The sequence below is a fragment of the Comamonas sp. HJ-2 genome, from assembly GCF_053615495.1.
The window spans coordinates 226,796-253,067 of record NZ_JBSIFD010000002.1 but is presented as its reverse complement, the minus strand read 5'-3'; the positions used below and the strand labels follow the sequence as shown (position 1 = coordinate 253,067).

Genomic DNA, 26,272 nt, shown 5'->3' with positions numbered 1-26,272 from the left:
CAACGGTCTTGCTGCCAGTGGCGAGCATGGCACAGGCCGGATCGCTAAAATAGCGGTTCTGTGTATCTAGAGCCGGAATATTTCCCGCCCAGTGCGCATTCTTTGGGGGCGATGGCCCCCGTTTGCATTTTGGAGGGCCCTGTCATGACCGAAACTTCAACCATCGCCGATCAGGCTTTCCCGCCGGAGCTTGTGATTGCGGATACCGTGCGCTGGCTGGAAAAGGCCGTGATAGGTCTCAACCTATGCCCTTTCGCCAAAGGCGTGCATGTCAAGGCTCAGATCCACTACGCCGTCAGCGATGCGACCGATGCGGAGGCTGTTGCCGAGGCTCTGCATCGCGAGCTTGAGGCCCTGGCCGAAGCCAACGCAGAAAAACGCGACACCACACTGCTGATACTGCCCCATGCCCTGCAGGATTTTCTGGACTTCAATGACTTTCTTGAAGTGGCGGATGCCATGATCGAGGAGCTGGATCTGGGCGGCATCTTGCAGGTGGCCTCGTTCCATCCTCAATTTCAGTTTGAGGGCACGGATGTGGACGACGTTACCAACTGCACCAATCGTGCTCCCTATCCCATATTGCACTTGCTGCGCGAAGACAGCATCGACAAGGCTGTGGAGGTGTTTCCGGAAGCCGAAACGATATACGAACGCAATATGGAAACGCTGGAAAAGATCGGCATCGAAGGCTGGCTGGACCTGGATGTCGGGGCTCGCTGCCCCGTGACCGGCCATGGTCAGACGAAGGCAGAGAAGTGATGGGCAAGACCGATAAAAAGCAGAGCCTGCAAAAGCCCGCCAAAGCAGGGGCACTTGATATCGCCGAGCAACTGGGGCTCAAGCCCGGCCAGAGCCTTGAGTTGCTCAAGGCCCTGCATATTCTGACGCGCGAGGGCAAGCTCAATCAGGATTCGCGCCGCAAGCTCAAGCAGGTCTATCACCTCTATCAGTTCATCGAGCCTTTGCTTGCCGAGCTGTCCAAGGATGGGCATGCCGTGACATTGGCTGACCATGGTGCGGGCAAGTCCTATCTGGGGTTCATTCTTTACGACCTGTATTTCAAGGCCTTGGCTCAGGGCCGGATTTTCGGTATCGAGACGCGTGCGCCTTTGGTCGAGGCATCCCAGAAGCTGGCGACTGAACTTGGCTTCGAGCGCATGGAGTTTCTCAATATGTCGGTGGCCGAGTCCACGCGAGCAGACTTCATGCCTTCGCAGTTTGACGTGGTCACGGCCTTGCACGCCTGCGATACGGCGACCGATGATGCGATAGCCTTCGGGCTGGAAAAGCAGGCCAAGGCCATGGTGCTGGTGCCTTGCTGCCAGGCCGAGGTGGCTGCATGTCTGCGCCAGACCAAGGCCATGAGCCTGGCGCGCACTCCGCTGGCCGAGTTGTGGCGTCACCCGATCCACACTCGCGAGATGGGCAGTCAGATTACCAATGTGCTGCGCTGTCTGTATCTGGAGGCTTGCGGCTACCAGGTCACGGTCACCGAGCTGGTGGGCTGGGAGCACAGCATGAAAAACGAATTGATTGTGGCCCGTTATACGGGGCAGAAAAAGCGCAGTGCAGCGCAACGCCTGCGTCAGTTGCTCGCCGAGTTTGGACTGGAAGGTCTGGCTGGCGTGCGCTATCCCCATTTGCAGCAAACCAGCGCGGCCTGAGCAGGCTTGAAGCATGAGCTCTGCCGGGCTCGCTGCTTGTGATGCTCAGTGACTCTCCATCAGGCGCTTCATCAGCTCCTGCGTTGACGCGTCCACTCCTTCCCAGTCATTGTGGTTCTGGCGGGCATGAAGCTGCTTTGCCAGCTTCTTGCCCAGTTCCACACCCCACTGGTCGAAGCTGTTGATGTCCCAGATGGCGCCAGAGACAAAAATGCGATGTTCATACAGCGCAATCAAGGCGCCCAGAGAGGCGGGATCCAGTCTTTCAAGCATCAGGAAACTGCTGGGGCGATTGCCGGGGCAGTCTTTTTCCAGACCTTCGCCGCAGCGCCCCACCATCAGCGCCTGGGCCTGGGCAATCGCGTTGACCACCAGGCTTTGATGGTGCTCGCCCAGGTATTTGCCCCCGTCGCGCAGGGCAATGAATTCGACCGGTATGACATCCTGCCCCTGGTGCAGCATCTGGAAAAAAGCATGCTGCCCATTGGTGCCGGGCTCGCCCCAGATCACCGGTGCCGTGGGAGCTGTGAGCCGAACGCCATTCTTGTTGATGCTTTTGCCATTGCTCTCCATCTCCAGTTGCTGCAGATAGGCCGTCAGGCGGCGCAGTCCATGGCTGTATGGGGCAATGCAGCGGCTGGAAAACTGGCAGAAATTGCGATACCAGATGTCCAGCAGTCCCAGGCGCACCGGGAGATTGCTCTCCAGAGGGGCTGTGAAAAAGTGGGCGTCCATCGCGTGCGCGCCGCCCAGCAGAGCCCTGAATTGCGCCGAGCCTATGGCGATGGCGATAGGCAAGCCGATGGCGGACCATAGCGAAAAGCGTCCGCCTACCCAATCCCAGAAGCCCAGAGTGCGCTGTATGCCGAACTCTGCAGCCGCCTGTGTATTGGTGGTGAGGGCTACGAAGTGTCGGTCGATCGAGCATGGGGCCTGCGGATCTTCGCTGCCGCCATGATCGAGAAACCACTGCCTGGCCGAGCGAGCGTTCAGCATGGTCTCGGCCGTGGTGAAGGATTTCGAGGCAATCAGAAACAGCGTGCTTTCCGGTTTGACCCGGCGCAGCACATGTCCCAGCTCGTGGCCGTCCACATTGGAGACAAAGTGAAAGTTCTTGTCCTGGTCTATCCAGTCCTCAAGGGCATTGACCACGACTTCCGGACCCAGGTGCGAGCCGCCGATGCCGATATTGACGATATCGGTGATCTGTTGGCTGTCCCTGATCTGATCGGCCAGGGCGAGCATGCTATCCAGCGTCTCGTGCACCTCATGCAGAGCTGAACGCATGTCCCGGGGCCAGGACCGAAGAACGGGGGACTGGGCGAGCTGCCCGCCGTTTGCAGGAGTGCGCAGCAACCAGTGCATCGCGCTGCGCTGCTCGCTGGTATTGATGGCTGCGCCGGCCAGCATGGCGTCGCGCTTGCTCGAGAGCTGGCTCTCGGTTGCAAGCTGCCTCAGCAAGGCCTCGGTCTCGCCAGTCCAGAGGTTCTTCGACAGATCGGCGAAGACATGCGGCGCCTGCATGCTCAGGGCGTCAAGACGTTGCGGGTCTTGTGCAAAAGCCTGGCGCAAATCCAGATGCTGGATCTGCGACCGGTAATGGGTTTGCAAAGCCTGCCAGGCAGGCAGCTCGTGACAAAGAAGTGTCAAAGGAAATTTCCGTCAATCTGCAGCCGCTTGCTGCATCAATGCTTCCAGCTTCAGGGTGTCCGCGGTGAAAGCGCGAATGCCCTCGGCCAGCTTTTCGGTGGCCATGGCATCTTCGTTCAGCGCAAAGCGAAACGAGGCCTGGTCATACAGAACGCGTTCCTGCGGCTGGGCTCTGGCCTTGTCCGGGTCCAGGGCGCGGGTCAAAGGCATGGCGTCGTCCTGCTGTGCGCGGAGCTGGGCCAGCAGCTCAGGTGCAATGGTAAGCAGATCGCAGCCCGCCAGAGCCAGAATCTGGCCGGTATTACGAAAGCTTGCACCCATGACCTCGGTGGAAACATCGAAGTGCTTGTAATAGTCGTAGATTTTCTGTACGGAGCGCACGCCCGGATCATTGGCGCCGGCCATGGTGGCTTCATCCCACTGCGCGCCGGCCTGCTTTTTGTACCAGTCGTAGATGCGGCCCACAAAGGGCGAGATCAGTTGGACCTTGGCCTGGCCGCAGGCAACGGCCTGGCAGAAGGAGAACAGCAGTGTCAGATTGGTGTGAATGCCGCGCTGCTCGAGAATGCGGGCCGCTTCAATCCCTTCCCAGGTGGCGGCGATCTTGATGAGCACACGCTCGGTGTGGATGCCGGCCGCCTGATACAGCTCGATCAGTCGCTCGGCGCGCGTGACCGTGGCCACGGTGTCGAAAGACAGGCGGGCATCGACTTCGGTGGAAACACGGCCGGGTATGGTGTTCAGAATCTCGCAGCCGAAGCGCACCAGCGTCCGATCCATGATTTCGTCAAGCCCCCGGTCTTTGAATTGCGCCACGGTGGCGCGCATCAGCGGCGCATATTCGGTCTTTTGAACCGCTTTGAGAATCAGGGATGGATTGGTGGTGGCATCTTGCGGTTGAAACTGCGCCAGTTGATGAAAATCACCGGTGTCCGCGACCACGGTCGTGAATTGCTTGAGCGCCTCCAACTGATTCATGTCCATCCTTTGCTGTGTTTCAAACTAACCAGCAAGTGTAGAGCGTGAATCCCTGATTGAGAATGTGCTTGCAGATACTCCGTTTGAGGATGCATCAAGGCAAACCCTGCTGAATATGCGCGCTCGCCTATTTATTTGCGGAAATATTCAAGTTTTGCTGCCATTTTGCGAGGCATGAGGCGCTTCGGTCTTATGCTCGCTTTTTTCTGCACTCATTCATTGCCTCCACCTCATCTGCGCCAATATGCTTGATCGGATTACTGCCTCCCTTCCGTCCCTGGCGCCTGCAGAGCAGCGTGTTGCACGCCTGGTACTGGCCGATCCGCGGGCCTTCGCGCATCTGCCGGTGCGAGAGCTGGCAGTGCGGGCACATGTCAGCAAACCCACGGTGGTGCGCTTTTGCCGCAGCATGGGCTATGACGGCCTGGCGGACTTCAAGCTCAAGCTCGCGGGCAGCGTCAGCGAAGGCGTGCCCTTCATCCATCGCAGTGTGGACAGCGATGACAAGACCAGCGATGTCATGGTCAAGGTGGTGGACAACGCGGTTGCCGCTTTTCTGCAGTACCGCAATGCGGCCAGCACGGCGGCCATAGAGCAGGCTGCGCAGGCGATTGCCGCGACCTGGCAGACCGGCAAGCGCATCGAGTTTTACGGCGCCGGGAACTCGGGCATCGTGGCGCTGGATGCCCAGCACAAGTTTTTCCGCCTCGGTGTGACCAGTCTGGCCACCAGCGATGGTCATATGCAGGTCATGAGCGCGACATTGCTGGGTCCGGGCGACTGCGTGGTCATCATCTCGAACTCCGGCCGTACGCGAGATCTGATGGATGCGGCGGATATCGCTCGCAAGAACGGAGCCACCACCATCGCCATCACGGCCAGCGGCTCGCCTCTTGCCTCCGCTTGCCAGGTGCATCTGGCTGCCGATCACCCCGAAGGCTACGACCGCTACAGTCCCATGGTCTCGCGGCTGCTGCACCTGCTCATCATCGACGTGCTGGCGACCTGTGTGGCTTTGCGCATCGGGCCGGCACTTCAGCCGGCGCTGGAGCAGATGAAGAACAATCTGCGCGCCAAGCGCTATACCTGAGGGCCAGCAAAGGCGCGGCCTGTGCGCGTCGAGATGCCAAGCAAGAGGGCTCTCTTATTGAGAGCTTCTGTCGCCTTTCCATAAATGGTTTCACGCATAAAACACATTGAAATCATTCTGGGGGAGGCGCTTTAAGCTATCAAAATTTAAAAAGCATCCAGATCCCGCAAGCTTGCAGGGTGCGCGCCGGACGAGGGTGATGCATCTGCGGCTCGGGGACTTGGCTTGCCCGGGCAGCAGCTCGTATCGAGCCGCTTACACGGAGGCGACGCCCACGGTCATGCCGCCGCAGACATAGAGCACCTGTCCGGTCACAAAGCCGCTGCGCTCGTCGAGCATGTAAGACACGGCATGGGCCACATCCTCGGGAGTTCCCACCCGCTTGACGGGTACGGAAGCAATGATCTTCTGCGTGCGCGGGGCGTCGGGCGGATTGGCCTTGTCGAACAGCTCGGTGCGTATCGGGCCGGGGCCTATGGCGTTGGCCGTGATGCCCCATTGGCCCAGCTCCAGCGCCCAGACGCGGGTCATGCCGATCAGACCGGCCTTGGTGGCAGCGTAGGCTGTGCGCAAGTCCTTGCCCAGCGCGGCGCGCGAGGACATGTTGACGATGCGCCCGAACCCCGCTTGCTTCATGCCGGGCAGCAGGGCCTGCATGCACTGGAAGGCGCAGCGCAGGTTCAGCGAGACGGCCAGGTCGAACTCGGCCAGGGTCTGCGAGGCGGCGTCGTTGGGTACGACCACGCCCACGTTGTTGATCAGACGCGTGATGGGGCCGGTTTCCAGAGCCTGACGCAGGGCGCGGGCCGTGTCCTCGGCGTTGCTGAGGTCGGCCTGTATGCCGCCGGGAACGTGATCGACCACGCGGTCGACGATGATGGGCTCGTAGCCGTCGGCGCGGCAGCGCTCGGCAGCGGCGGCGCCGATGCCGGCTCCGCCACCGGTGATCAACACGCGAGGGCGGTCAGTAAGGGAGGCGCTCTGGGAAGACATGGCAATAACTTTCAGACGGAAAACGGGGCGGTTGCGACAGGTGCGGGCCTGGGAGGGCAACAGCAGCCACCGGCATGCGCCGGCAGTGCTGGGGCCGGGACAGGCGGCACCTGGGTGGGTCAGACGCTGGCGCCGGAGTCCTTGACGACCTTGCCCCACTTCTTGGCTTCGGCGTCGATGAACTTGGCAAAGCCTTCCTGGGTGTCGATCACGACTTCGCCGCCCTGGTCGTTGATCTTCTTGATCACGGCGGGATCCTTGAGCACCTTGGCAATGGCGGCATGCAGCTTTTGCTGGATGTCGGCCGGTGTCTTGACAGGCACGAAGAGACCGAACCAGGAAGTGGCTTCATAGCCGGGCACGCCGGCTTCGGCCACTGTGGGCACATCGGGCAGCTCGGGCGAGCGCTTGGCCGTGGTCACGGCGATGGGGCGCAGCTTGCCCGATCGCACATGCTGGATGGCCGAGGGCATGTTGTCGAACATGATGGCGATCTGGTTGCCCAGCAGATCGGTGATGGCCGGCGCGCTGCCCTTGTAGGGCACATGCACCATGTCCAGATGGGTCATGGACTTGAACAGCTCGCCAGACAGGTGGATGGAGCTGCCCGAGCCCGAGGAGCCGAAATTCAGCTTGCCGGGATTGGCCTTGGCGTAGGCCATCATTTCCTTGACCGTCTTGAAGGGCTGGCTGGGGTGGGCCACCAGCAGATTGGGCACATTGGCGACGCGGGTCAGCGGAGCGAAGTCCTTGACCGGGTCGAAGGGCATCTTTTTGTACAGGGCTTCGTTGATGGCGTGCGTGCCCACCGTTCCCATGAACAGGGTGTAGCCGTCACCGGCTGCGCGGGCCGCGGCCTGGCCGCCGATATTGCCGCCCGCGCCGGGGCGGTTGTCGATGATGATGCTCTGGCCCAGTTCGGTGCTCAGGGCCTGGCCCACCACGCGCGCCAGGATGTCGGTCGTACCGCCGGCCGAGAAGGGCACGATCATGGTGATGGGCTTGCTGGGATAGGGCGTCTGGGCCATGGAGGGAGCAGCGCCCAGAGCGAACAGGGCGCTTGCTGCCAGGGTCTGCAGGCTGCGGCGGCGAGACAGGGAAAGGGAATTGGACATCTAGGTCTCCGGAAAAAGGCAAGACACCGCCGGCCAAAGGCCGGGGCGCGGGCTGCCGCGGTGGCACACCTGCGAGAGAAGGTGCACGCCAGCGGTCGTTGTTTGGGTGTAAGAGGCAGGGGGCGGCAGCAGGCCGGACTTGGCCGGTCCCTGCCGCAGTCGGGATCAGACGCGTTCGAGCACCACGGCGATGCCCTGGCCCACGCCTATGCACATGGTGCACAGCGCATAGCGGCCGCCGAAGGCATGCAGCTGGTTCACGGCCGTGGCGGCCAGGCGGGCGCCCGATGCGCCCAGGGGATGGCCCAGGGCGATGGCGCCGCCCCACTGGTTGACGCGGCTGTCGTCGTCGGCAATGCCCAGGTCGCGCAGCACGGCCAGGCCTTGTGCGGCAAAGGCTTCGTTGAGCTCGATGACATCCATCTGCTCAAGAGTCAGTCCTGTCTGGGCCAGCACCTTGCGCACGGCGGGAGCGGGGCCGAAGCCCATGATGCGCGGCGCGACGCCGGCCACGGCCATGCCGATCACACGGGCACGCGGCACCAGGCCGTATTGCTTGGCGGCTTCCTCGTTGGCCAGCAGCAGGGCGCAGGCACCGTCGTTGACGCCGCTGGCGTTGCCGGCCGTGACCGAGCCGTCAGGGCGTACCACGCCCTTGAGCCTGGCCAGGGCCTCGATGGTGGTGGCGCGGGGGTGCTCATCCTGGCTCACGACGATGGGATCGCCCTTTTTCTGGGCGATGGAGACGGGCACGATCTCGCGTGCCAGATGGCCGGCAGCAATCGCAGCCGCGGCCTTTTCCTGGCTGGCCAGGGCCATGCGGTCCTGGGCTTCGCGTTCGATTCCGAAATCGTCGGCCACGTTTTCGGCGGTCTCGGGCATGGAGTCCACGCCGTACTGTGCTTTCATCAGCTTGTTGACAAAGCGCCAGCCAATGGTGGTGTCGTAGACGGCATTGTTGCGGCTGAAGGCGGACTCGGCCTTGGGCATGACGAAGGGGGCGCGGCTCATGCTCTCCACGCCGCCGGCGATCATCAGGCGGGCTTCGCCGGACTTGATGGCACGCGCGGCCGTGCCGACAGCGTCCAGACCCGAGCCGCACAGGCGGTTGATGGTGGCTCCGGGCACATCGATGGGCAGGCCGGCCAGCAGCGCCGACATGCGCGCCACGTTGCGGTTGTCCTCGCCGGCCTGGTTGGCACAGCCATAGAGCACATCGGCCACGGCAGTCCAGTCCACATTGGGGTTGCGCTGCATCAGCGCTTTGATGGGCAGGGCGCCCAGATCATCGGTGCGCACGCTGGACAGCGCGCCGCCGTAGCGACCGAAGGGGGTGCGGATGGCGTCGCAGATAAAGGCTTGGTTCTGGTTGCTCATGACATGTCTCCGTTATAAAAATCGAGCTTGGGGTCTAGGCCGGATTGGCCTGAGGGCCGTTCAGGCCGCGATGGGCAGGCCCACGATGCGTTCGAGTTCGGCGTGCTCCAGGCCTTCGACCTTGTCGATCAGGCGCAGCCCCTCGGGTGTGCATGCCAGGGTGCACAGATCGGTGTAGATGCGCTTGACGCAGCCCAGGCCGGTCAGCGGGTAGCTGCACTGGGCCACGACCTTGCTCTCGCCCTTTTTGGTGAGCAGATCCATCATCACCCAGGTCTGCTTGGCGCCAATGGCAAGGTCCATGGCTCCGCCCACGGCGGGAATGGCGCCGGGCTCGCCGGTGCTCCAGTTGGCCAGATCGCCCGTGGCCGAAACCTGGAAGGCTCCGAGTACGCAGATGTCCAGGTGGCCGCCGCGCATCATGGCGAAGCTGTCGGCGTGGTGGAAATAGCTGCCGCCGGGCAGCAGGGTCACGGGCTGCTTGCCGGCATTGGTCAGGTCGTAATCTTCGGAGCCGGCCGCCGGTGCCGGGCCCATGCCCAGAATGCCGTTCTCGCTTTGCAGAACAATTTCGCGTCCTGCGGGGATGTGGTTGGCCACCAGGGTGGGCTGGCCTATGCCCAAATTCACATAGGCACCGTCATGAATGTCCTGGGCCACGCGCAGGGCCAGTTCGTCCTTGCTTCGTTTTTGATAGCTCACGCTTGTATCTCCTTGCTGGACCTTGGCGGGCTCAGGCCGCCTTCTTGAAGCCGCCGGCCTGGGTGGCCACGCGCTCGATCTTCACCACCTGGCTCACATAGATGCCCGGGGTGACCACGGATTCGGGATCAAGCTGGCCGAGTTCCACGATCTCATGCACGGTGGCCACGGTGAACCTGGCGGCCGAAGCCATCACGGGGCCGAAGTTGCGCGCCGACATGCGGTAGGTCAGATTGCCCCAGCGGTCGCCTTTTTCTGCCTTGATCAAGGCCACATCGCCATGGATGGGGTGCTCCAGCACATAGTGCTTGCCGTTGATCTCGCGCGTTTCCTTGCCTTTTGCGAGTTCGGTGCCGTAGGCCGTGGGGCAGAAGAAAGCGCCTATGCCTGCGGCGGCAGCGCGCATGCGCTCGGCCAGATTGCCCTGGGCCACCAGTTCGAGCTCGATCTTGCCGCTGCGGTACAGCTCGTCGAAGACCCAGCTGTCCACCTGGCGCGGGAAGCTGCAGATGATCTTGCGCACCTGGCCGGTCTTGAGCAGGGCGGCCAGGCCGGTGTCGCCATTGCCGGCATTGTTGTTGACCACGGTGAGCTCGCGTGCACCCTGGGCGATCAGGCCGTCGATCAGCTCGCCGGGGATGCCCGAGGTGCCGAAGCCGCCGATGAGCACGGTGGAGCCGTCTTGAATGCCGGACAGGGCCTGAGCGACCGAGTCGGCGATCTTGTTGATCATGGGTGTCTCCAATTTTCTACACAAAGATCTGCGCCATTGGCGCTAAAATGTTCGTATATAGAACATTTGTTCGCTAAAAGAATTGTAGAAAAGGATGATGAAAATGGAGACTGTAAAAACCACATCAGGGAAAACCCAGGTCGAGGGCGAAGCGGTCTCGCTCAAGCCCGGTGACAGCTATGTGCAGTCCTTTGCCAGGGGGCTGGAAGTCATACGTTCGTTCAGCGCCAGGGCGCCCGAGCAGACGCTCAGCGAGGTGGCTGCCGCCACGGGTCTGACGCGTGCCGGTGCCAGGCGCATCCTGCTGACGCTGCAGACGCTGGGCTATGTGCGCAGCGACGGCAAGTACTACGCACTCACTCCGCGCATCCTGGATCTGGGCTTTGCCTATCTGAGCTCCACGCCGCTGTGGAATCTGGCCGAACCTGCGATGGAGGCGCTGGTGGACGAGGTCAAGGAGTCATGCTCGGCCGCCGTGCTCGAAGGTCTGGACGTGGTCTATGTGCTGCGCGTGCACACGCACAAGATCATGAGTACCAATCTGGGCGTGGGCTCGCGACTGCCTGCCTTCTGGACATCCATGGGGCGGGTGCTGCTGGCGGCGCTGCCCCCCGATGAGCTGCGGGCGCTGATGGCCCGGCGCGAGCAGCGCGCCTTCACGCGCCACACGCTGACCGGCGACGATGAACTGTATGCCGAGATCGCCCGCGTGCGCGAGCAGGGCTGGGCCCTGCTCAACCAGGAGCTGGAGGAGGGCCTGATCTCGATTGCCGCCCCCATACGCAACGCGCGCGGCCAGACGGTGGCGGCGCTCAACATCAGCGGCCAGGCCAACCGCACCAGCGAGCAGATGATGCGCGAGCGGTTGCTGCCGCAGTTGCTGGCCGCTACGCGCCACATCAGTCAGTTGCTGAGTGCTTCGGGTCGCATGCATCTGTGATGTCTGGCGCCTGAGGACGCGTCGGCCCTGGCGCGACGCTTCATAATGACCGAAACGCCTTCTCTGTCGCCCCTGCTCAAGTCCGCTCCATGGCCCGTCTTCCCCGTCTCACGCTGGCAAACATGCCGCACCACATCATCCAGCGTGGCAACAACAGCGGCGAGATCTTTGTGGACGCGCAGGATCGCCTGGTCATGCTGGACCTGATGCGCGAGATGGCGCGGCGCTTCGAGGTCGATGTGCATGCCTATGTGCTCATGCCCAATCACTTCCATCTGCTGCTGACGCCCAGGACGGAGCAGGGCGTGCCCCAGTTCATGCAGGCCGTGGGGCGCAGCTATGTGCGCTACTTCAACAACCGCCACGGACGCACCGGTACGCTGTGGGAGGGGCGCTATCGCTGCACCGTGCTGCAGGCCGAGCAATGGCTGATGGCCACCATGGTCTCCATGGATCTCAACCCCGTGCGCGACGGGCTGGTGCAGCGTGCGGTGGACTGGCCCTGGTCCAGCTATGCGCATAACGCAGGCCTGCAAAGCGATGCGCTCATCAGCCCGCATGCGCTTTTCTGGGCTCTGGGCAACACGCCGTTTGCCAGAGATGCCGCTTATGTCAGAGCCGTGGAGGCCGGTCTGGATGCCGATACCCAGGCGCAGATCAGCCATGCCGCACTGCGTGGCTGGGCTTTGGGCGAGCCCGATTTCATTGAAAATTTGCAACAGAAAACCGAGCGGCGCGTGAAGCGGCAGAAGGCCGGCAGGCCTGCAGCACGCACAGCTTCGGTGCACGAAGACTAGGCGGTTCTTCCAACCCCTTGTTTTTATTGGATTGCTTCACTCAATTTTTATATGTCCCTAATTAAATGCAAATAAAAAAAGTTGGGAATTAATTGGAATCTGACCCTAATTAAAACTTATTGCATAACTTCATGTCCTGTCGTAATCTTGCGTTCCCCGCGATTGATATAAGAGGATTCCCCATGACGACTGCTGCCGAGATCAAGTATCTCCAGGACCACGGTCTGTACTCCAAGAGCAACGAACACGATGCCTGCGGTCTGGGCTTTGTGGCCCATATCAAGGGCCAGAAGCGCCATGACATCGTGCTGGGGGCACTGAAGATCCTCGAGAACATCGACCATCGCGGTGCAGTGGGTGCGGACCCTCTGATGGGTGACGGCGCCGGTATCCTGATCCAGATCCCCGATCAGCTCTACCGCGAAGAAATGGCCAAGCAGGGTGTGGCACTGCCCCCCGCCGGCGAATATGGCGTGGGCATGATCTTCCTGCCCAAGGAACATGCCTCGCGCCTGGCTTGCCAGCAGGAGATGGAGCGCGCCATCAAGGCCGAAGGCCAGGTGCTGCTGGGCTGGCGCGATGTGCCGGTGAACCGCGACATGCCCATGTCGCCCACCGTGCAGGAAAAGGAGCCCATCCTGCGCCAGGTCTTCATCGGCCGTGGCGCCGACGTCATCGTGCAGGACGCGCTGGAGCGCAAGCTGTACGTGATTCGCAAGACGGCCTCGGCCGCCATCCAGAACCTGGGCCTCAAGCACAGCAAGGAATACTACGTTCCCAGCATGAGCAGCCGCACCGTGGTCTACAAGGGCCTGCTGCTGGCCGATCAGGTGGGCGTGTACTACCGTGATCTGGCCGACGAGCGCTGCGTCTCGGCCATCGGCCTGGTGCACCAGCGTTTCTCCACCAACACCTTCCCCGAGTGGCCTCTGGCTCACCCCTACCGCTATGTGGCCCACAACGGTGAAATCAACACCGTGCGCGGCAACTACAACTGGATGCTGGCGCGCGAAGGCGTGATGGCCTCTCCCGTGCTGGGCGAAGACCTGCAAAAGCTCTATCCCATCAGCTTTGCCGGCCAGTCCGACACTGCCACCTTCGACAACTGCCTGGAACTGCTGACCATGGCCGGCTACCCCATCAGCCAGGCCGTGATGATGATGATTCCCGAGCCCTGGGAGCAGCACGAAGCCATGGACGAGCGTCGCCGCGCCTTCTATGAATACCACGCTGCGATGATCGAGCCCTGGGACGGCCCCGCCTCCATCGTGTTCACCGATGGCCGCCAGATCGGCGCCACGCTGGACCGCAACGGTCTGCGCCCCTCGCGCTACTGCATCACCGACGACGATATGGTGATCCTGGCTTCCGAAGCCGGCGTGCTGCCCGTGCCCGATAGCAAGATCGTGCGCAAGTGGCGCCTGCAGCCCGGCAAGATGCTGCTGATCGACCTGGAGCAGGGTCGCATGATCGAAGACGAAGAACTCAAGGCCAACGTCGTCAACACCAAGCCCTACAAGCAGTGGATCGAGAACCTGCGCATCAAGCTCGACGAGGTGGAAATCCCCGCCGACTTCAAGGCACCCGCAGCCAAGACCGAGCTGTCCCTGCTGGACCGCCAGCAAGCGTTCGGCTTCACGCAGGAAGACATCAAGTTCCTGCTGACCCCGATGGCCGAAAAGGGCGAGGAAGGCATTGGCTCCATGGGCAACGACAGCCCGCTGGCCGTGCTGTCCGACAAGAACAAGCCGCTGTACAACTACTTCCGTCAGATGTTCGCCCAGGTGACGAACCCCCCCATCGACCCGATCCGCGAAGCGATCGTGATGTCGCTGGTGTCGTTCGTGGGCCCCAAGCCCAACCTGCTGGACATCAACCAGGTCAACCCGCCCATGCGCCTGGAGCTGCAGCAGCCCGTGCTCGACTTCGAAGGCATGGCCAGGCTGCGCGATATCGAGAAGCGCACCAACGGCAAGTTCAAGAGCTCGACCATCGACATCACCTACCCGCTGTCCTGGGGCAAGCAGGGTGTGGAAGCCAAGCTGGCCTCGCTGTGCGCCCACGCCGTGGACGAGATCAAGGGCGGTGCCAACATCCTGATCATCAGCGACCGCAACATGAGCGCCACGCAAGTGGCCATCCCTGCGCTGCTGGCGCTGTCCGCCATCCACCAGCATCTGGTGCGTGAAGGCCTGCGCACCACCGCCGGTCTGGTGGTGGAAACCGGCACGGCCCGCGAAGTGCACCACTTCGCCGTGCTGGCCGGCTACGGTGCGGAAGCCGTGCATCCCTATCTGGCGATGGAGACCCTGGTCGACATCTTCAGCCGCGAAGCTGCGCCCATCACTGCCGACAAGGCCATCTATCACTATGTGAAGGCCATCGGCAAGGGCCTGTCCAAGATCATGTCCAAGATGGGCGTGTCCACCTATATGTCCTACTGCGGCGCCCAGCTGTTCGAAGCCGTGGGTCTGAACAGCGAGACCGTGGACAAGTACTTCACGGGCACGGCCAGCCGTGTGGAAGGCATCGGCGTCTTCGAGATCGCCGAGGAAACCATCCGCAACCACGAAGCTGCCTTCAGCGACGACCCCGTGCTCGAAACCATGCTGGATGCCGGCGGCGAGTACGCCTGGCGCGCCCGTGGCGAAGAGCATATGTGGACGCCTGACGTGATCGCCAAGCTGCAGCACTCCACGCGTGCCAACAACTTCAGCACCTACAAGGAATACGCCCAGCTGATCAACGATCAGACCAAGCGCCACATGACGCTGCGCGGCCTGTTCGAGTTCAAGTTCGATCCCGCCAAGGCGATTCCCGTGGACCAGGTCGAGTCGGCCAAGGAAATCGTGAAGCGCTTTGCCACGGGTGCCATGTCGCTGGGTTCCATCTCCACCGAAGCCCATGCCACGCTGGCCGTGGCCATGAACCGCATCGGCGGCAAGAGCAACACCGGCGAAGGCGGCGAAGATCCCAAGCGCTATCGCAACGAGCTCAAGGGCATCCCCATCAGCAAGGGCGAAACTCTGGCCTCCATCATCGGCAAGGACAAGGTCGAGTCCGATATCGAACTGCAGGCCGGCGACTCGCTGCGCTCCAAGATCAAGCAGGTCGCGTCCGGTCGTTTCGGCGTGACTGCCGAGTATCTGGCCTCTTCGGACCAGATCCAGATCAAGATGGCCCAGGGCGCCAAGCCCGGTGAAGGCGGTCAGCTGCCCGGCGGCAAGGTCTCCGACTACATCGGCGCACTGCGTCACTCGGTGCCCGGTGTGGGCCTGATCTCGCCTCCTCCCCACCACGACATCTACTCGATCGAAGACCTGGCGCAGCTGATCCACGATCTGAAGAACGTGGCTCCGCACGCCAGCATCAGCACCAAGCTGGTGTCCGAAGTCGGTGTGGGCACGATTGCCGCAGGCGTGACCAAGTGCAAGAGCGATCACCTGGTGATCGCAGGGCACGACGGCGGCACCGGCGCCTCACCCTGGTCCTCCATCAAGCATGCGGGCGGCCCCTGGGAAATCGGCCTGGCCGAGACCCAGCAGACCCTGGTGCTGAACCGTCTGCGCGGCCGTGTGCGTGTGCAGGCCGACGGCCAGATGAAGACCGGCCGCGACGTGGTCATCGGTGCTCTGCTGGGTGCCGACGAGTTCGGCTTCGCCACGGCTCCGCTGGTGGTGGAAGGCTGCATCATGATGCGCAAGTGCCACCTCAACACCTGCCCCGTGGGCGTGGCCACGCAAGATCCCGTGCTGCGTGCCAAGTTCACCGGCAAACCCGAGCATGTGGTGAACTATTTCTTCTTCATCGCCGAAGAAGTGCGCCAGATCATGGCCCAGCTGGGTATCGCCAAGTTCGACGACCTGATCGGCCGTTCCGACCTGCTCGACACCCGCAAGGGCATAGCGCACTGGAAGGCTCAGGGCCTGGACTTCAGCCGTCTGTTCGCCCAGCCCGAAGTGCCTGCCGACGTGGCCCGCTATCACGTGGAAAGCCAGGATCACCTGCTGGACAAGGCGCTGGACGTCAAGCTCATCGAGCGCTGCAAGCCCGCCATCGACAACGGCGAGAAGGTGCGCATCATGGAAGTGGCGCGCAACGTCAACCGCTCCGTCGGTGCCATGCTTTCGGGCGCGGTGACCAAGCATCACGCCGAAGGCCTGCCAGACGACACCATCCGCATCCACTTCGAAGGTACGGGCGGCCAGTCCTTCGGTGCCTTCCTGTGCAACGGCATCACGCTGAACCTCAGCGGCGAAGCCAACGACTACACCGGCAAGGGCCTGTCCGGCGGCCGTGTGGTGGTGCATCCCAGCCATGAGTTCCGTGGCTCGACCACCACCAACACCATCGTGGGCAACACCGTGATGTTCGGTGCCACCAGCGGTGAGGCCTTCTTCAGCGGCGTGGCCGGCGAGCGCTTTGCCGTGCGTCTGTCCGGCGCCACGGCCGTGGTCGAAGGCGTGGGTGACCACGGCTGCGAATACATGACCGGCGGTACCGTGGTCGTGCTGGGCAAGACCGGCCGCAACTTCGCGGCCGGCATGAGCGGCGGCGTGGCCTATGTCTACGACGAGGACGGCAAGTTTGCCGAGCGTTGCAACACCGCTTCGGTGAAGCTGGAGAAGGTGCTGCCGCACGACGAGTTTGTCTCGCGTGTCGATCCCGGCATCTGGCACCGCGGCCAGAGCGACGATCAGCAGCTGCGCAATATGGTGGAGGCTCACAGCCGCTGGACGGGTTCCAAGCGTGCCCGTGATCTGCTGGACAACTGGGCCGCAGCGCGTGCCAAGTTTGTCAAGGTGTTCCCGACCGAGTACCAGCGTGCACTCGGCGAGATCTTTGAACGCAAACAGAAGGAAAAGCAAGCTGCGAAAGCGCCAGCAGCTCCTCAGAAAGAAGCAGTAGCCGCCAAGTAAACACGGCTCCAAGCGGTGGCGGCCAGGCGGCCACCGCACTGCAAGCGAACACAGATTTCAAGGATTAAAGATCATGGGAAAGACCACCGGCTTCATGGAATACGAGCGCATCGAAGAGGGCTATGCCCCCGTTGCGGAACGTCTCAAGCACTACAAGGAATTCGTCATCGGCCTGACCTCCGATCAGGCCAAGGTGCAGGCTGCACGCTGCATGGACTGCGGCACGCCGTTCTGCAACAACGGCTGCCCGGTCAACAACATCATTCCGGACTTCAACGACCTCGTGTACCAGGGTGACTGGAAGAACGCCATCACCACGCTGCACAGCACCAACAACTTCCCCGAGTTCACGGGCCGCATCTGCCCCGCACCCTGCGAAGCTGCCTGTGTGGCCAATATCAACGGCGACGCCATCGGCATCAAGTCCATCGAGCACTCCATCATCGACCGTGCCTGGAGCGAAGGCTGGGTCAAGCCCCTGCTGCCCAAGCACAAGACCGGCAAGAAGGTGGCCGTGGTCGGTGCCGGCCCTGCAGGCATGGCAGCGGCCCAGCAACTGGTGCGCGCCGGCCACGACGTGACCCTGTTCGAGAAGAACGACCGCGTGGGCGGCCTGCTGCGCTACGGCATTCCCGACTTCAAGCTGGACAAGGGCTTGATCGACCGCCGTGTCGAGCAGATGGTGGCCGAAGGCCTGAAGATCCGCACCGGCGTGCTGATTGCCGGCAAGGAGGGCCTGGGCAAGGATTCCAAGGTCACGAACTGGGCCAAGGAAACCATCAGCCCCGAGCAGCTCAACGCCGAGTTCGATGCCGTGCTGCTGACTGGCGGCTCCGAGCAGTCGCGTGATCTGCCCGTGCCCGGCCGCGATCTGGAAGGCGTGCACTTCGCGATGGAGTTCCTGCCCCAGCAGAACAAGGTCAGCGCGGGCGACAAGCTCAAGGGCCAGATCCGTGCCGACGGCAAGCATGTCATCGTCATCGGCGGCGGTGACACCGGCTCCGACTGCGTGGGCACCTCCAACCGCCATGGCGCCAAGAGCGTGACCCAGTTCGAAGTCATGCCCATGCCGCCCGAGCAGGAGAACAAGCCCCTGGTCTGGCCTTACTGGCCGATCAAGCTGCGTACCTCGTCCAGTCACGACGAAGGCGTGGTGCGTGAGTTCGCCATCTCCACCAAGGAATTCGGCGGCGAAAAGGGCAAGGTCAAGAGCCTGACCACCGTGCAGGTCGAGTTCAAGGATGGCAAGCTGAGCGAAGTGCCCGGCACGGAAAAGGTCTGGCCCGCCGATCTGGTGCTGCTGGCCATGGGCTTTGTGAACCCTGTCGCCACCGTGCTCGAAGCCTTTGGCGTCGACAAGGATGCACGCGGCAACGCCAAGGCCAGCACCGATTTCATTGGCGGCTATGCCACCAGCGTGCCCAAGGTGTTCGCTGCCGGCGACATCCGCCGCGGCCAGTCGCTGGTCGTGTGGGCGATTCGCGAAGGCCGCCAGGCGGCCCGTGCCGTGGACGAGTTCCTGATGGGCGCCAGCGAACTGCCTCGCTGAGCCAAGGCATATTCAAGATTTTCACAGGCGCCCACCGGGGCGCCTTTTTTATGCCCCCAATCGACTAGTAGCTGAATTGATAGCTGCATGCGATTTATGAATAACGATTTCTGATAGGTTCGTAGCTGATAACTAGGAAGGGCGTGTGCAAGCTGCTATCAAAATGTTTTATCTGAGCCATAGCAGCTGGGGGATGGCATCGGCGCCGCACCAGAGCACGGCGTTCTGCTCCCATTGCTCGCCCCAGGCGCGGGCCGTGGGGGCGTCCATGCCCCATATCAGCACGCTGGCTTCGCCGGGCCACAGGCCTTGCGGATCCAGACCCTGGCCTTCGGAAAATATCCAGGCGCCGACGCGCAGCGTCTGGCGCAACTGCTGCATGCGCCTGGCGTTGTCCGCATCGGACAGCAACTGCCCCCGAGGATTGCAGGCCGTGAGAAAGCTTGCGCAGTCCACCTGGTGTGCGCTGTAGTGCGTGAGCAGCAGGGGCTGGAGTCTGTCGACTTGCAGCCGCCAGTCCAGCCCGCTCTGATCATGCACGCGATATTCGGCGCGATGGTAAGCCTGCTGCAATGAAGAGGGAAGCTGCGTGTCCTGCATGCCCGTCAGATTCAGGGTGTGGCGGCCGAGCTTTGTCGGTGCCAGGTGTCCGCGCACATGCGTTCCACATCAAGCTCCGCCTTCCAGTCCGGCAATTGCCCGGCCGGCGAAAGATCGATCTCGTATTGCGCCGCATCGCTGTGGTTCTGGTTCATGGTCAGTCGTCCGGAGATTCGGCCCAGATGGTGCTGTGCCACAGTGTCACCCACATTGGCTTCATCCGCTGGACAGCAGCCGGGACGCCGATTCGCGCACGGCCCTGGTGCGCGGTGCAGTGATCCGGGGAGCCTTGCTTGCACCCCTTTCTGACCAGTCAAGCCGAGCGAATTTCCTCCGCGCTTCGTTTGGGTCATTGGGGGTCATTGGGTTTGAGTATTTTTCGGGGTTTTTAGTAGGTATTTGGCAGCGTACCTGCACAGAATATTCGTGAGTCAGTCTATATATTTAAAAGTTAATAACAATTCAAAAATGCATATTAATTTATGATAACTATCAATTAACGTGTAAACCAACATCATGAGGCCCTGGTCGTGAATGCTTTTCTGCGGAGTTGCGTGTTCTGCTGCGCCTTGCTGTACGGCTGGTGCAGCCAGGCTGCGGAGCCGTCGGTTGCCATCTACTATGGAGCCAAGGCTTCGCTGAGCGAACTCGGTCTTTACGACATTGCCGTCGTAGAGCCCGACCATGGCTACGACCCGCAGCGTTTGCGCGACCAGGCGCCCGGCAGCGAACTCTATGCCTATGCCTCGGTGGCCGAAGTGCTGCCGGAGCGGGCCTACTTCAAGAAGCTGCCGGCCGCATGGCAGATGGCGCGCAATGGAGCCTGGCGTTCCATCGTGATCGACCAGACCCCGGCGCAGTGGCCGGAGTTCTTTGCTCAGCAAGTGATTGCACCGCTCTGGGAAAAGGGCTACAGAGGTTTTTTCCTGGATACCCTGGACTCCTACCGCCTGGCCGCACACTTCGATGAAGCGGCGCAGCAGGATGGCCTGGTCCGCGTCATCGATACCTTGCACAGCCGCTTTCCCGGCATCAAGCTGATACTGAACCGCGGCTTCGAGATCGTGCCGCGAGTGCGCGACAAGATTCAGATGGTGGCGGCCGAGTCGTTGTATCGCGGCTGGGATGCCAATCTCAAGCGCTATGTGGAAGTTCCTGCCAAGGACCGCGACTGGCTTCTGCAGCAGCTGCAAACCATACGGGAGCGCGACAAGCTGCCGGTGCTGGCCATTGACTATGTGGCGCCGCATGACCGCGACACTACACGGGCCACCGCACAGCGCATTGCGCAGCTGGGCATCATTGCCTGGGTGAGCGATGCCGGTCTGCAGACCCTGGGCATGGGGCGGGTCGAGGCCGTGGCGCGTCGGATACTGGTGCTCTACAACGGAGCCGACGATCCCGCGCTCGATTACGCATCGGCCCATCGCTTCCTCGAGATGCCCATCAACTACATGGGCTATGTGGTCGACTATGCCGATGTGCGCTCGGCACTGCCCACTGACGTGGGACGGGATCGCTACGCAGGTGTGGTGAGCTGGTTCGGCGGGGCCATTCCCGACACGCGCTTCAAGGATGTGCGCAGCTGGATGGTGCGCCAGGTCCAGCAGGGTATGCCGCTGCTGATGATGGAGGCGCCCGGCGTGTCCCTGGATCGTACGCTTGCGAGCACGCTGGGCGTGCGCGCCATGGAGACCGTTCCGGCCTTTCCGCTGAAAAAGGCCGAGCAGGCGGCTGCCATGGGGTTCGAGACCGAGCCCGGGCTGCCGGCCCACGACTACACGGGCTGGCTGCTGACGCCGCAGCTGCAGCAGCAAAGCCGGCAACTGCTGTCCTTTGACGATGCCAAGGGCCGACGCTTCGTCTCTGCCGCCATCACGCCCTGGGGCGGTTTTGTGATGACGCCTTATGTGCTGACGGACGTGCCGGGCACCGAGCAGTCGCGCTGGGTGGTCGATCCTTTCGCGCTGCTCAAGCAGGCATTGCGGCTTGAAGACATTCCAGTCCCCGATGTGACCACCGAGAACGGCCGCCGTCTGCTGCTGGCCCATGTGGATGGAGACGGATTCCCGTCCAAGGCCGAAGCGCCCGGTGCACCCTTTGCCGGAGAGATGCTGCGCCGCGAGATCCTCGAGCGCTACCGCATTCCCCACACGGTGTCCGTGATCGAGGCCGAGGTTTCGCCCAAGGGCCTGTATCCGCAATGGGCAGATCAGCTCGAGGGCATTGCCAAGCGCATCTTTGCCATGCCGCATGTGGAGATCGCCAGCCACTCCTATTCCCACCCCTATCTCTGGGATCGCTCCGTAAGCCATGGACTGTTTGCCGAAAGCAAGGAAGCCAGCCTGAACCTCAGCATTCCCGGCTATGAAATGGATCTGCGCCGGGAGATTGTGGGTTCGGTCGACTATATCAGCCAGCGCTTGGCTCCCGCAGGCAAGCCGGTCAAGGTGTTCCTGTGGACCGGCGATACGGCACCCGGCGCCGATGCGCTGGCCATCTCCGATGCCGCAGGCCTGCTGAACATGAATGGCGGGGATACCTCGATCATGCGCAGCAATCCGTCCATCACCGAGGTCAAGAGCTGGGGTATACACAAGGGCGGGCATCTGCAGATCTATGCACCGGTCACCAACGAGAACATCTACACCAATCTGTGGCATGGCCCGTTCTACGGCTTCGAACGCGTTATCGAGACCTTTGAGATGACTGATGCGCCGCGACGCTTCAAGGCGGTGGACATCTATTACCACTCCTATTCGGCCAGCAAGCAGGCCAGCCTCAAGGCCTTGCACAAGGCCTATCAATGGGCGCTGAGCCGCAAGCTGCATCCGGTCTACGGCTCGGAATACATACGCAAGGTAGAGGATTTCTACCAGTTTGCGATCGGCCGGGACGGCGAGGGCTGGCGCCTGCGCGGCCCCGGGCGATTGCGTACGCTGCGCCTGCCGCCGGGTCTGGGCACTCCTGTGATGGCCGAAAGCACGGGCGTTGCCGGCTATGCGCCGGGTGTGGACGGCAGCTATCTGCACCTGACCGGCGGCGTAGCCCGGATGGTGGTGCGTACAGGGGTCGCACCGACTACCTCAACCCCCTATCTAGTGGATGCCAATGCTCGCCTCAAGGACTGGCAGACCCAGGCCGACGGCAGTCTGCGCTTCACGCTGGAAGGTCATGTGCCGCTGGAGCTGCGCATGTATCTGCCGCCTGGCTGCTCGCTGAGCGCTGCCGCTGCCAGTTCCTCCATCAGCGCGGTTCCCGCTGCGGACCGCTCCTCCATCCGCTCCTTCAGAAGTGCCAGCCACAGTGCCCAACTCCAAGCGCAATGCCGTGCGCTCTGAGCGCCCGACCACGGTTCCTCACTGGCTGATCGCACTGCTGGCAGTGCTGATCGGAGGAGCCTTGTGGATGTTGTTCCCCAAGCAGGCGCTGGAGCGTCGGCTTGCCGATTCGGCGGACGATTCCGAGCTTTCGCTCAACTACCTGAGCAATCTGCTCAAGAGCGACCCGGGAAATGAACGTCTGCAGAGCCTGCTCAAGGTCAAGCAACAGCGGATCGAGGCCATGCGACAGGCCCAGGAAGAGGCGCTCAGGCAGGCTCTGCCCAGCGCCGCGGCCCAGGCCTGGGATCGTTGGCAGACGCTGTACCAGCGCTATCTGGAAACCAAGCAGCGGGGCCATGGATCAGATGGACAGGTCAGGCAGCTGGCACCCGCGGTGATGCAGGCGCTCAAGGCCGTGCCGCGCGACGATCTGAGCCAGGAGCAAAGCCTTTATCTGGCATCCTCGGCGCTGGTGCTGAACGATGAGTCACAGGCCCTGGAAATTTATGAGGAGCTGGCCCGTAAACAGGTGTCTCCTGAGCGCAAGGCGCGCGTGTACGAGGCCGCTGCACGTCAGACGCTGGGGTTGTCCATGTACGAGCAGTCCTCCCTGCTGTGGCGCGAGGCCAGCGCGGCGGCGCCGGAGGTGCAGCAGTCGCGCGAGTACATGTGGCAGGCCTTGCAGGTGCTGCAGGCCGGCAATCGTGCCCAGCAAGCACTGGTGCTGGCACGCGAGCAGGAGGAGCTGCTGGGCAGCGATCCCGAGACGCTGCGCCGGCTGATAGGCCTGGCGCGTGCGGCCGGCGCTTCGGCCGAGGCCGAGCGCTATGCCAAGCAACTGCTCAAGTTGTCGCTGCTGCAGCAATGGCTGGACATGCGGGCCGTGGCTGATAGGGGCGGCGGGGCCGATGATGGTGCCTGGGCGCTGCATCCCGTGCTCTGGAAGGCTCCGGGCTGGACGCTGCGGCACACTGCCGCACCGGCTAGGAAAGAGGCTCCGGGACTTCCGTTCGACGACAAAACCTATGAGCTGGGCTACCAGGTATTCCTCGAGAACCGCAATCTCGAGGATGCCTGGCGTGTGGCCGCGGCTGCCGTGCACCAGGCTCCGGGGAATATGGTTTGGCGCGAGCGTCTGGCCCAGGTGGCGGAGTGGAGCGGCCGCCAGCAGGTCGCCCTGGACAACTGGCTGGCCATTGCCCAGGCCACGCAGCGTGAGGTTGCCTGGCAGTCTGTGATGCGACTGGCGCCGGGCTTGTTCGACGATCGCGCGCTGGTGGAAGGCATCAAGCACGAACTGGGCCGACGTCCCGGCGATGCGGCACTGCAGCAGGCGCTGGTGCAGGCCTATGAGCGCCAGGCCGAGCCGCAGCCGGCGATCGACTATCTGCAAGCCCATGGGAACACGCCGCAGGCGCAGATTCTGCTGGCCCAGTTGGCCGAGCGTGCCGGCCAACCCGTGGTGGCGCTCAATGCCTGGAAACGCCTGCTCCGCGATCCGGCGCAGCGCGTTCCGGCCCATGTGATGCCGGCCGCGGTGCTGGCATTTCTGCAAGGTGAGCGCGCGCTTGGCCTGAGTTGGCTGGATGATGCCCAGGCACGGGTGCCGGCCGATATGGGAGCTGAAGCCGAGGCCGAATACTGGCGACTGCTGGGCGAGGTGGCGCAGAAACAGCAGCAGGAGGCCCTGGCACTGGGCGCTTTCAGGCGTTTGCTGGAAATGCAGGATGCCAAGGTGCGCGATTTCGACGAGGTCATCAATCTGCTGATTCGCAGCGATCGCGGTGAGGCGGCTCGGGTGTCGCTGCGCGCATGGCATCAGTTCCACGATCCGCGCCATTTGTCCCAGGCGCTCTATATGCTGGAAGATCTGAACGAGTGGAGCCATGCGGGTCAGCAGATCGATCGCGCCTTGGCCGACACCAAGACGGCCGGTTTGCTGCTTCAGCAGCCGGCTTTTCTGCACGCCGCAGCGCTTTACTACCAGCATGTGGGACAGGCAAGAAAAGCCCTGGAGCTGCTGCAAAAGGGCCTGGCCCTGGATGGGGGCTCGACCCTGATGCGCCAGTCGCTGCTGTGGCTGCTGATAGATACGCAGAATGCCGCGCTGCTCGCGCCGATGCTGGCCCAGGCCGAGCCGGCCTGGGCCCAGGATCCGGAGATGCACGATGCGCTGGCGGCTGCCTATATGGCTCTTTCCCGCCCGGCCGTGGCCCTGCAGCGCTATCTGCGGCCCCATCTGCAGGAGAACGGCGACGACTTCCTCTGGATGATGAACTACGCCGATGCGCTCGAGCAAAACCAGCAGGTGGATCTGGCCTGGCGGCTGCGGCGCGAGCTGTGGGTCAGGCAGGCACTCCAGACGCGGGATGTCGGGTTGGCCGATACTTCGGCAGGCCGAGCCTCGGGTGGCAAGCTGCGTCGCTGGCTGAACCCCGAAGACCTGGACAAGGTGCAGAGTCAGGCCCGCAACCGGTTGATGCTCTCACAAGTGCACGGCGATGACGAGCTGGTCCTGCTGCGTGAGCTCATGCGCATGGACCGCGATACGGGCCGGGAGCTTTCCCCGGCGGCCGTGGAGCTGGCCATTGCCTGGCTGCAGGACAAGGGAGAATATTCGACCGAGCGGGGCTATCTGTGGCAGCAGTACGCCTTCAGCCGCAGCAAGCGGGCGAACCGGCCACTTTGGGCCGAGATCACCGTGGCACTGGCCGAAAAGGATCATGCCCAGGTCGGCCAGTTGTTGGAGCAATACGATGCCAGTCTGTCGCGCTACGACCGCATCAATGCGGCGACCCTGACGGGCGACGGCAGGCTGGCGCAGTCTGCCGCCTTCGAGACCCAGCACGACCAGCCCGACGACGACAGCCTGCATCTGGCTCTTACCGAGCAACTGCTGGCCTTCAGCGACCATGCAGGCCTGCAGTTGCATAGCCGGCGGCTGGATGGCATAGACGAGCGGGCACGGCGCCTGAGTTGGCATCTGGCGTTAAGTCCGCGCTGGGCGCTGGACATCGATGCCGATCACACGCGCCGCAGCGTGAACGGCCGCGGCTTTGTACAGGCGCCTTCGTCCGAACATGGCCTGGGCCTGCGTCTGACGCGCAAAACTCAGGGTTCCAGCAGCGAGTTCATGCTGGGCCAGCGCCAGGGAATGAACAGCTATGTGCCCATGCAGTTTTCGCACACCCAGATACTGGACAGCCGCCTGAGCCTTCAGGCTGCGCTGGGCCGCGACCTGCCGACGCAGGAAACGCTGCCCATGCGCATGGGGGGCATGAAGGATCGCGTGGCCGTGGGTGCAATTTACAGGCTGTCGCGGCTGGATCAACTCAGCCTGGAGTATGCCCATGAGCGTTTCCATGTGCAGACCGGTGCGCGCGTGGGCCTGGGCAACCAGACCACGCTGCAATACACCCATAGCTATCGCGGCGAGGCACCCCTGGTCCAGTTCGACGCCTTCACCTCCTGGCATCGCTACAGCCGCAACAGCCCCGGGGGACTGAGCGGCCGGGATGCGGCGGTGCTGCGCTATCTGCCGTCGGGAAGCGAGGCTGGCATCGACTATCTGCTGCCCGGCAATTTCCGTTTTTCGGGGCTGCGGATCTCGGCCAATATGCCTTATGCACAGGAGTACTCGCGCGCACTGCGGCCGTTTGCCAGCCTGGCCCTGACTCGCCACAGCATCAACGGCACGGGCTACGACCTGAGCTTCGGTCTGGCCACCAGCGTGCTGGGGGCGGATCACCTGATGCTGGGACTGAATTTCTCCAAGTCGGGTGTGAACACCACGGGCACCACCCGCGAGCTGCAGCTCGCCTACCGCCTCCATTTCTGAA

At 62.8% G+C, this 26,272-nt stretch carries 18 protein-coding genes; 9 read left to right on the top strand and 9 right to left on the bottom strand.

The features are described 5' to 3' along the window. Positions 1-144 precede the first annotated feature (144 nt). Positions 145-762, top strand: coding sequence for a DUF1415 domain-containing protein (locus ACWGXF_RS02685; RefSeq protein WP_003062011.1), 618 nt, complete (start codon positions 145-147; stop codon positions 760-762). Further along, complete coding sequence (locus ACWGXF_RS02680; RefSeq protein WP_256629768.1) at positions 762-1,667, top strand: class I SAM-dependent methyltransferase; 906 nt, start codon at positions 762-764, stop codon at positions 1,665-1,667. The genes ACWGXF_RS02685 and ACWGXF_RS02680 overlap by 1 nt, the downstream gene beginning before the upstream one ends. Before the next feature lie 45 nt (positions 1,668-1,712). On the opposite strand, the gene pgi is transcribed toward ACWGXF_RS02680, so the two are convergent. Together pgi and tal are read right to left on the bottom strand one after the other, a co-directional pair. Further along, positions 1,713-3,317: a glucose-6-phosphate isomerase gene (gene pgi, locus ACWGXF_RS02675; protein WP_256629769.1), complete on the bottom strand. Its 1,605-nt coding sequence runs from the start codon at positions 3,315-3,317 to the stop codon at positions 1,713-1,715. A 12-nt stretch (positions 3,318-3,329) separates the two neighbouring features. Further along, positions 3,330-4,295 (bottom strand): transaldolase, encoded by a 966-nt coding sequence (gene tal / locus ACWGXF_RS02670; protein WP_003062018.1) that lies wholly within the window; start codon positions 4,293-4,295, stop codon positions 3,330-3,332. 244 nt (positions 4,296-4,539) lie between these two features. On the opposite strand from tal, the gene ACWGXF_RS02665 reads away from it, so the two are divergent. Next, entirely contained in the window at positions 4,540-5,385 is an 846-nt protein-coding gene (locus ACWGXF_RS02665) for an SIS domain-containing protein (protein WP_003058703.1), read from the top strand. Between the two features lie 255 nt (positions 5,386-5,640). On the opposite strand, the gene ACWGXF_RS02660 is transcribed toward ACWGXF_RS02665, so the two are convergent. From ACWGXF_RS02660 to ACWGXF_RS02640, 5 genes are all read right to left on the bottom strand, one after another. Then, positions 5,641-6,378, bottom strand: coding sequence for an SDR family oxidoreductase (locus ACWGXF_RS02660; RefSeq protein ID WP_087864868.1), 738 nt, complete (start codon positions 6,376-6,378; stop codon positions 5,641-5,643). Between the two features lie 119 nt (positions 6,379-6,497). Next, the gene (locus ACWGXF_RS02655) at positions 6,498-7,493 is read right to left on the bottom strand and encodes a Bug family tripartite tricarboxylate transporter substrate binding protein (RefSeq protein WP_034381559.1); all 996 of its coding nucleotides are present in this window, start codon (positions 7,491-7,493) and stop codon (positions 6,498-6,500) included. A 165-nt stretch (positions 7,494-7,658) separates the two neighbouring features. After that, positions 7,659-8,870, bottom strand: a complete 1,212-nt coding sequence (pcaF, locus tag ACWGXF_RS02650) for a 3-oxoadipyl-CoA thiolase (protein WP_256629770.1) — start codon at positions 8,868-8,870, stop codon at positions 7,659-7,661. A gap of 60 nt (positions 8,871-8,930) precedes the next feature. Further along, positions 8,931-9,572: a 3-oxoacid CoA-transferase subunit B gene (locus ACWGXF_RS02645; RefSeq protein WP_003058693.1), complete on the bottom strand. Its 642-nt coding sequence runs from the start codon at positions 9,570-9,572 to the stop codon at positions 8,931-8,933. Between the two features lie 31 nt (positions 9,573-9,603). Next, entirely contained in the window at positions 9,604-10,305 is a 702-nt protein-coding gene (locus ACWGXF_RS02640; RefSeq protein ID WP_034357433.1) for a 3-oxoacid CoA-transferase subunit A, read from the bottom strand. A 103-nt stretch (positions 10,306-10,408) separates the two neighbouring features. Here ACWGXF_RS02640 and ACWGXF_RS02635 point away from each other — a divergent pair, with 103 nt between their 5' ends. From ACWGXF_RS02635 to ACWGXF_RS02620, 4 genes are all read left to right on the top strand, one after another. Next, positions 10,409-11,245, top strand: a complete 837-nt coding sequence (locus ACWGXF_RS02635) for an IclR family transcriptional regulator (protein WP_039049589.1) — start codon at positions 10,409-10,411, stop codon at positions 11,243-11,245. An 89-nt stretch (positions 11,246-11,334) separates the two neighbouring features. After that, positions 11,335-12,042 carry a transposase gene (locus ACWGXF_RS02630; RefSeq protein ID WP_003062049.1) on the top strand — a complete coding sequence of 236 codons (708 nt, stop codon included), beginning with the start codon at positions 11,335-11,337 and terminating at the stop codon, positions 12,040-12,042. Between the two features lie 182 nt (positions 12,043-12,224). Then, positions 12,225-16,961, top strand: a complete 4,737-nt coding sequence (locus tag ACWGXF_RS02625) for a glutamate synthase-related protein (RefSeq protein WP_039049591.1) — start codon at positions 12,225-12,227, stop codon at positions 16,959-16,961. A 73-nt stretch (positions 16,962-17,034) separates the two neighbouring features. After that, positions 17,035-18,510 carry a glutamate synthase subunit beta gene (locus tag ACWGXF_RS02620; protein ID WP_452101664.1) on the top strand — a complete coding sequence of 492 codons (1,476 nt, stop codon included), beginning with the start codon at positions 17,035-17,037 and terminating at the stop codon, positions 18,508-18,510. A 168-nt stretch (positions 18,511-18,678) separates the two neighbouring features. On the opposite strand, the gene ACWGXF_RS02615 is transcribed toward ACWGXF_RS02620, so the two are convergent. Together ACWGXF_RS02615 and ACWGXF_RS02610 are read right to left on the bottom strand one after the other, a co-directional pair. Then, positions 18,679-19,167 (bottom strand): DUF3293 domain-containing protein, encoded by a 489-nt coding sequence (locus tag ACWGXF_RS02615; protein WP_012837054.1) that lies wholly within the window; start codon positions 19,165-19,167, stop codon positions 18,679-18,681. Continuing rightward, positions 19,122-19,319 carry a hypothetical protein gene (locus ACWGXF_RS02610; RefSeq protein WP_123974900.1) on the bottom strand — a complete coding sequence of 66 codons (198 nt, stop codon included), beginning with the start codon at positions 19,317-19,319 and terminating at the stop codon, positions 19,122-19,124. The genes ACWGXF_RS02615 and ACWGXF_RS02610 overlap by 46 nt, the downstream gene beginning before the upstream one ends. A 321-nt stretch (positions 19,320-19,640) precedes the next feature. On the opposite strand from ACWGXF_RS02610, the gene ACWGXF_RS02605 reads away from it, so the two are divergent. Beyond that, a complete protein-coding gene (locus ACWGXF_RS02605; RefSeq protein ID WP_256629772.1) occupies positions 19,641-22,451 on the top strand; it encodes a bifunctional glycoside hydrolase 114/ polysaccharide deacetylase family protein in 2,811 nt (936 codons plus the stop codon). Then, positions 22,417-26,271 carry a tetratricopeptide repeat protein gene (locus tag ACWGXF_RS02600; protein ID WP_452101663.1) on the top strand — a complete coding sequence of 1,285 codons (3,855 nt, stop codon included), beginning with the start codon at positions 22,417-22,419 and terminating at the stop codon, positions 26,269-26,271. The genes ACWGXF_RS02605 and ACWGXF_RS02600 overlap by 35 nt, the downstream gene beginning before the upstream one ends. Position 26,272: the final 1 nt, after the last annotated feature.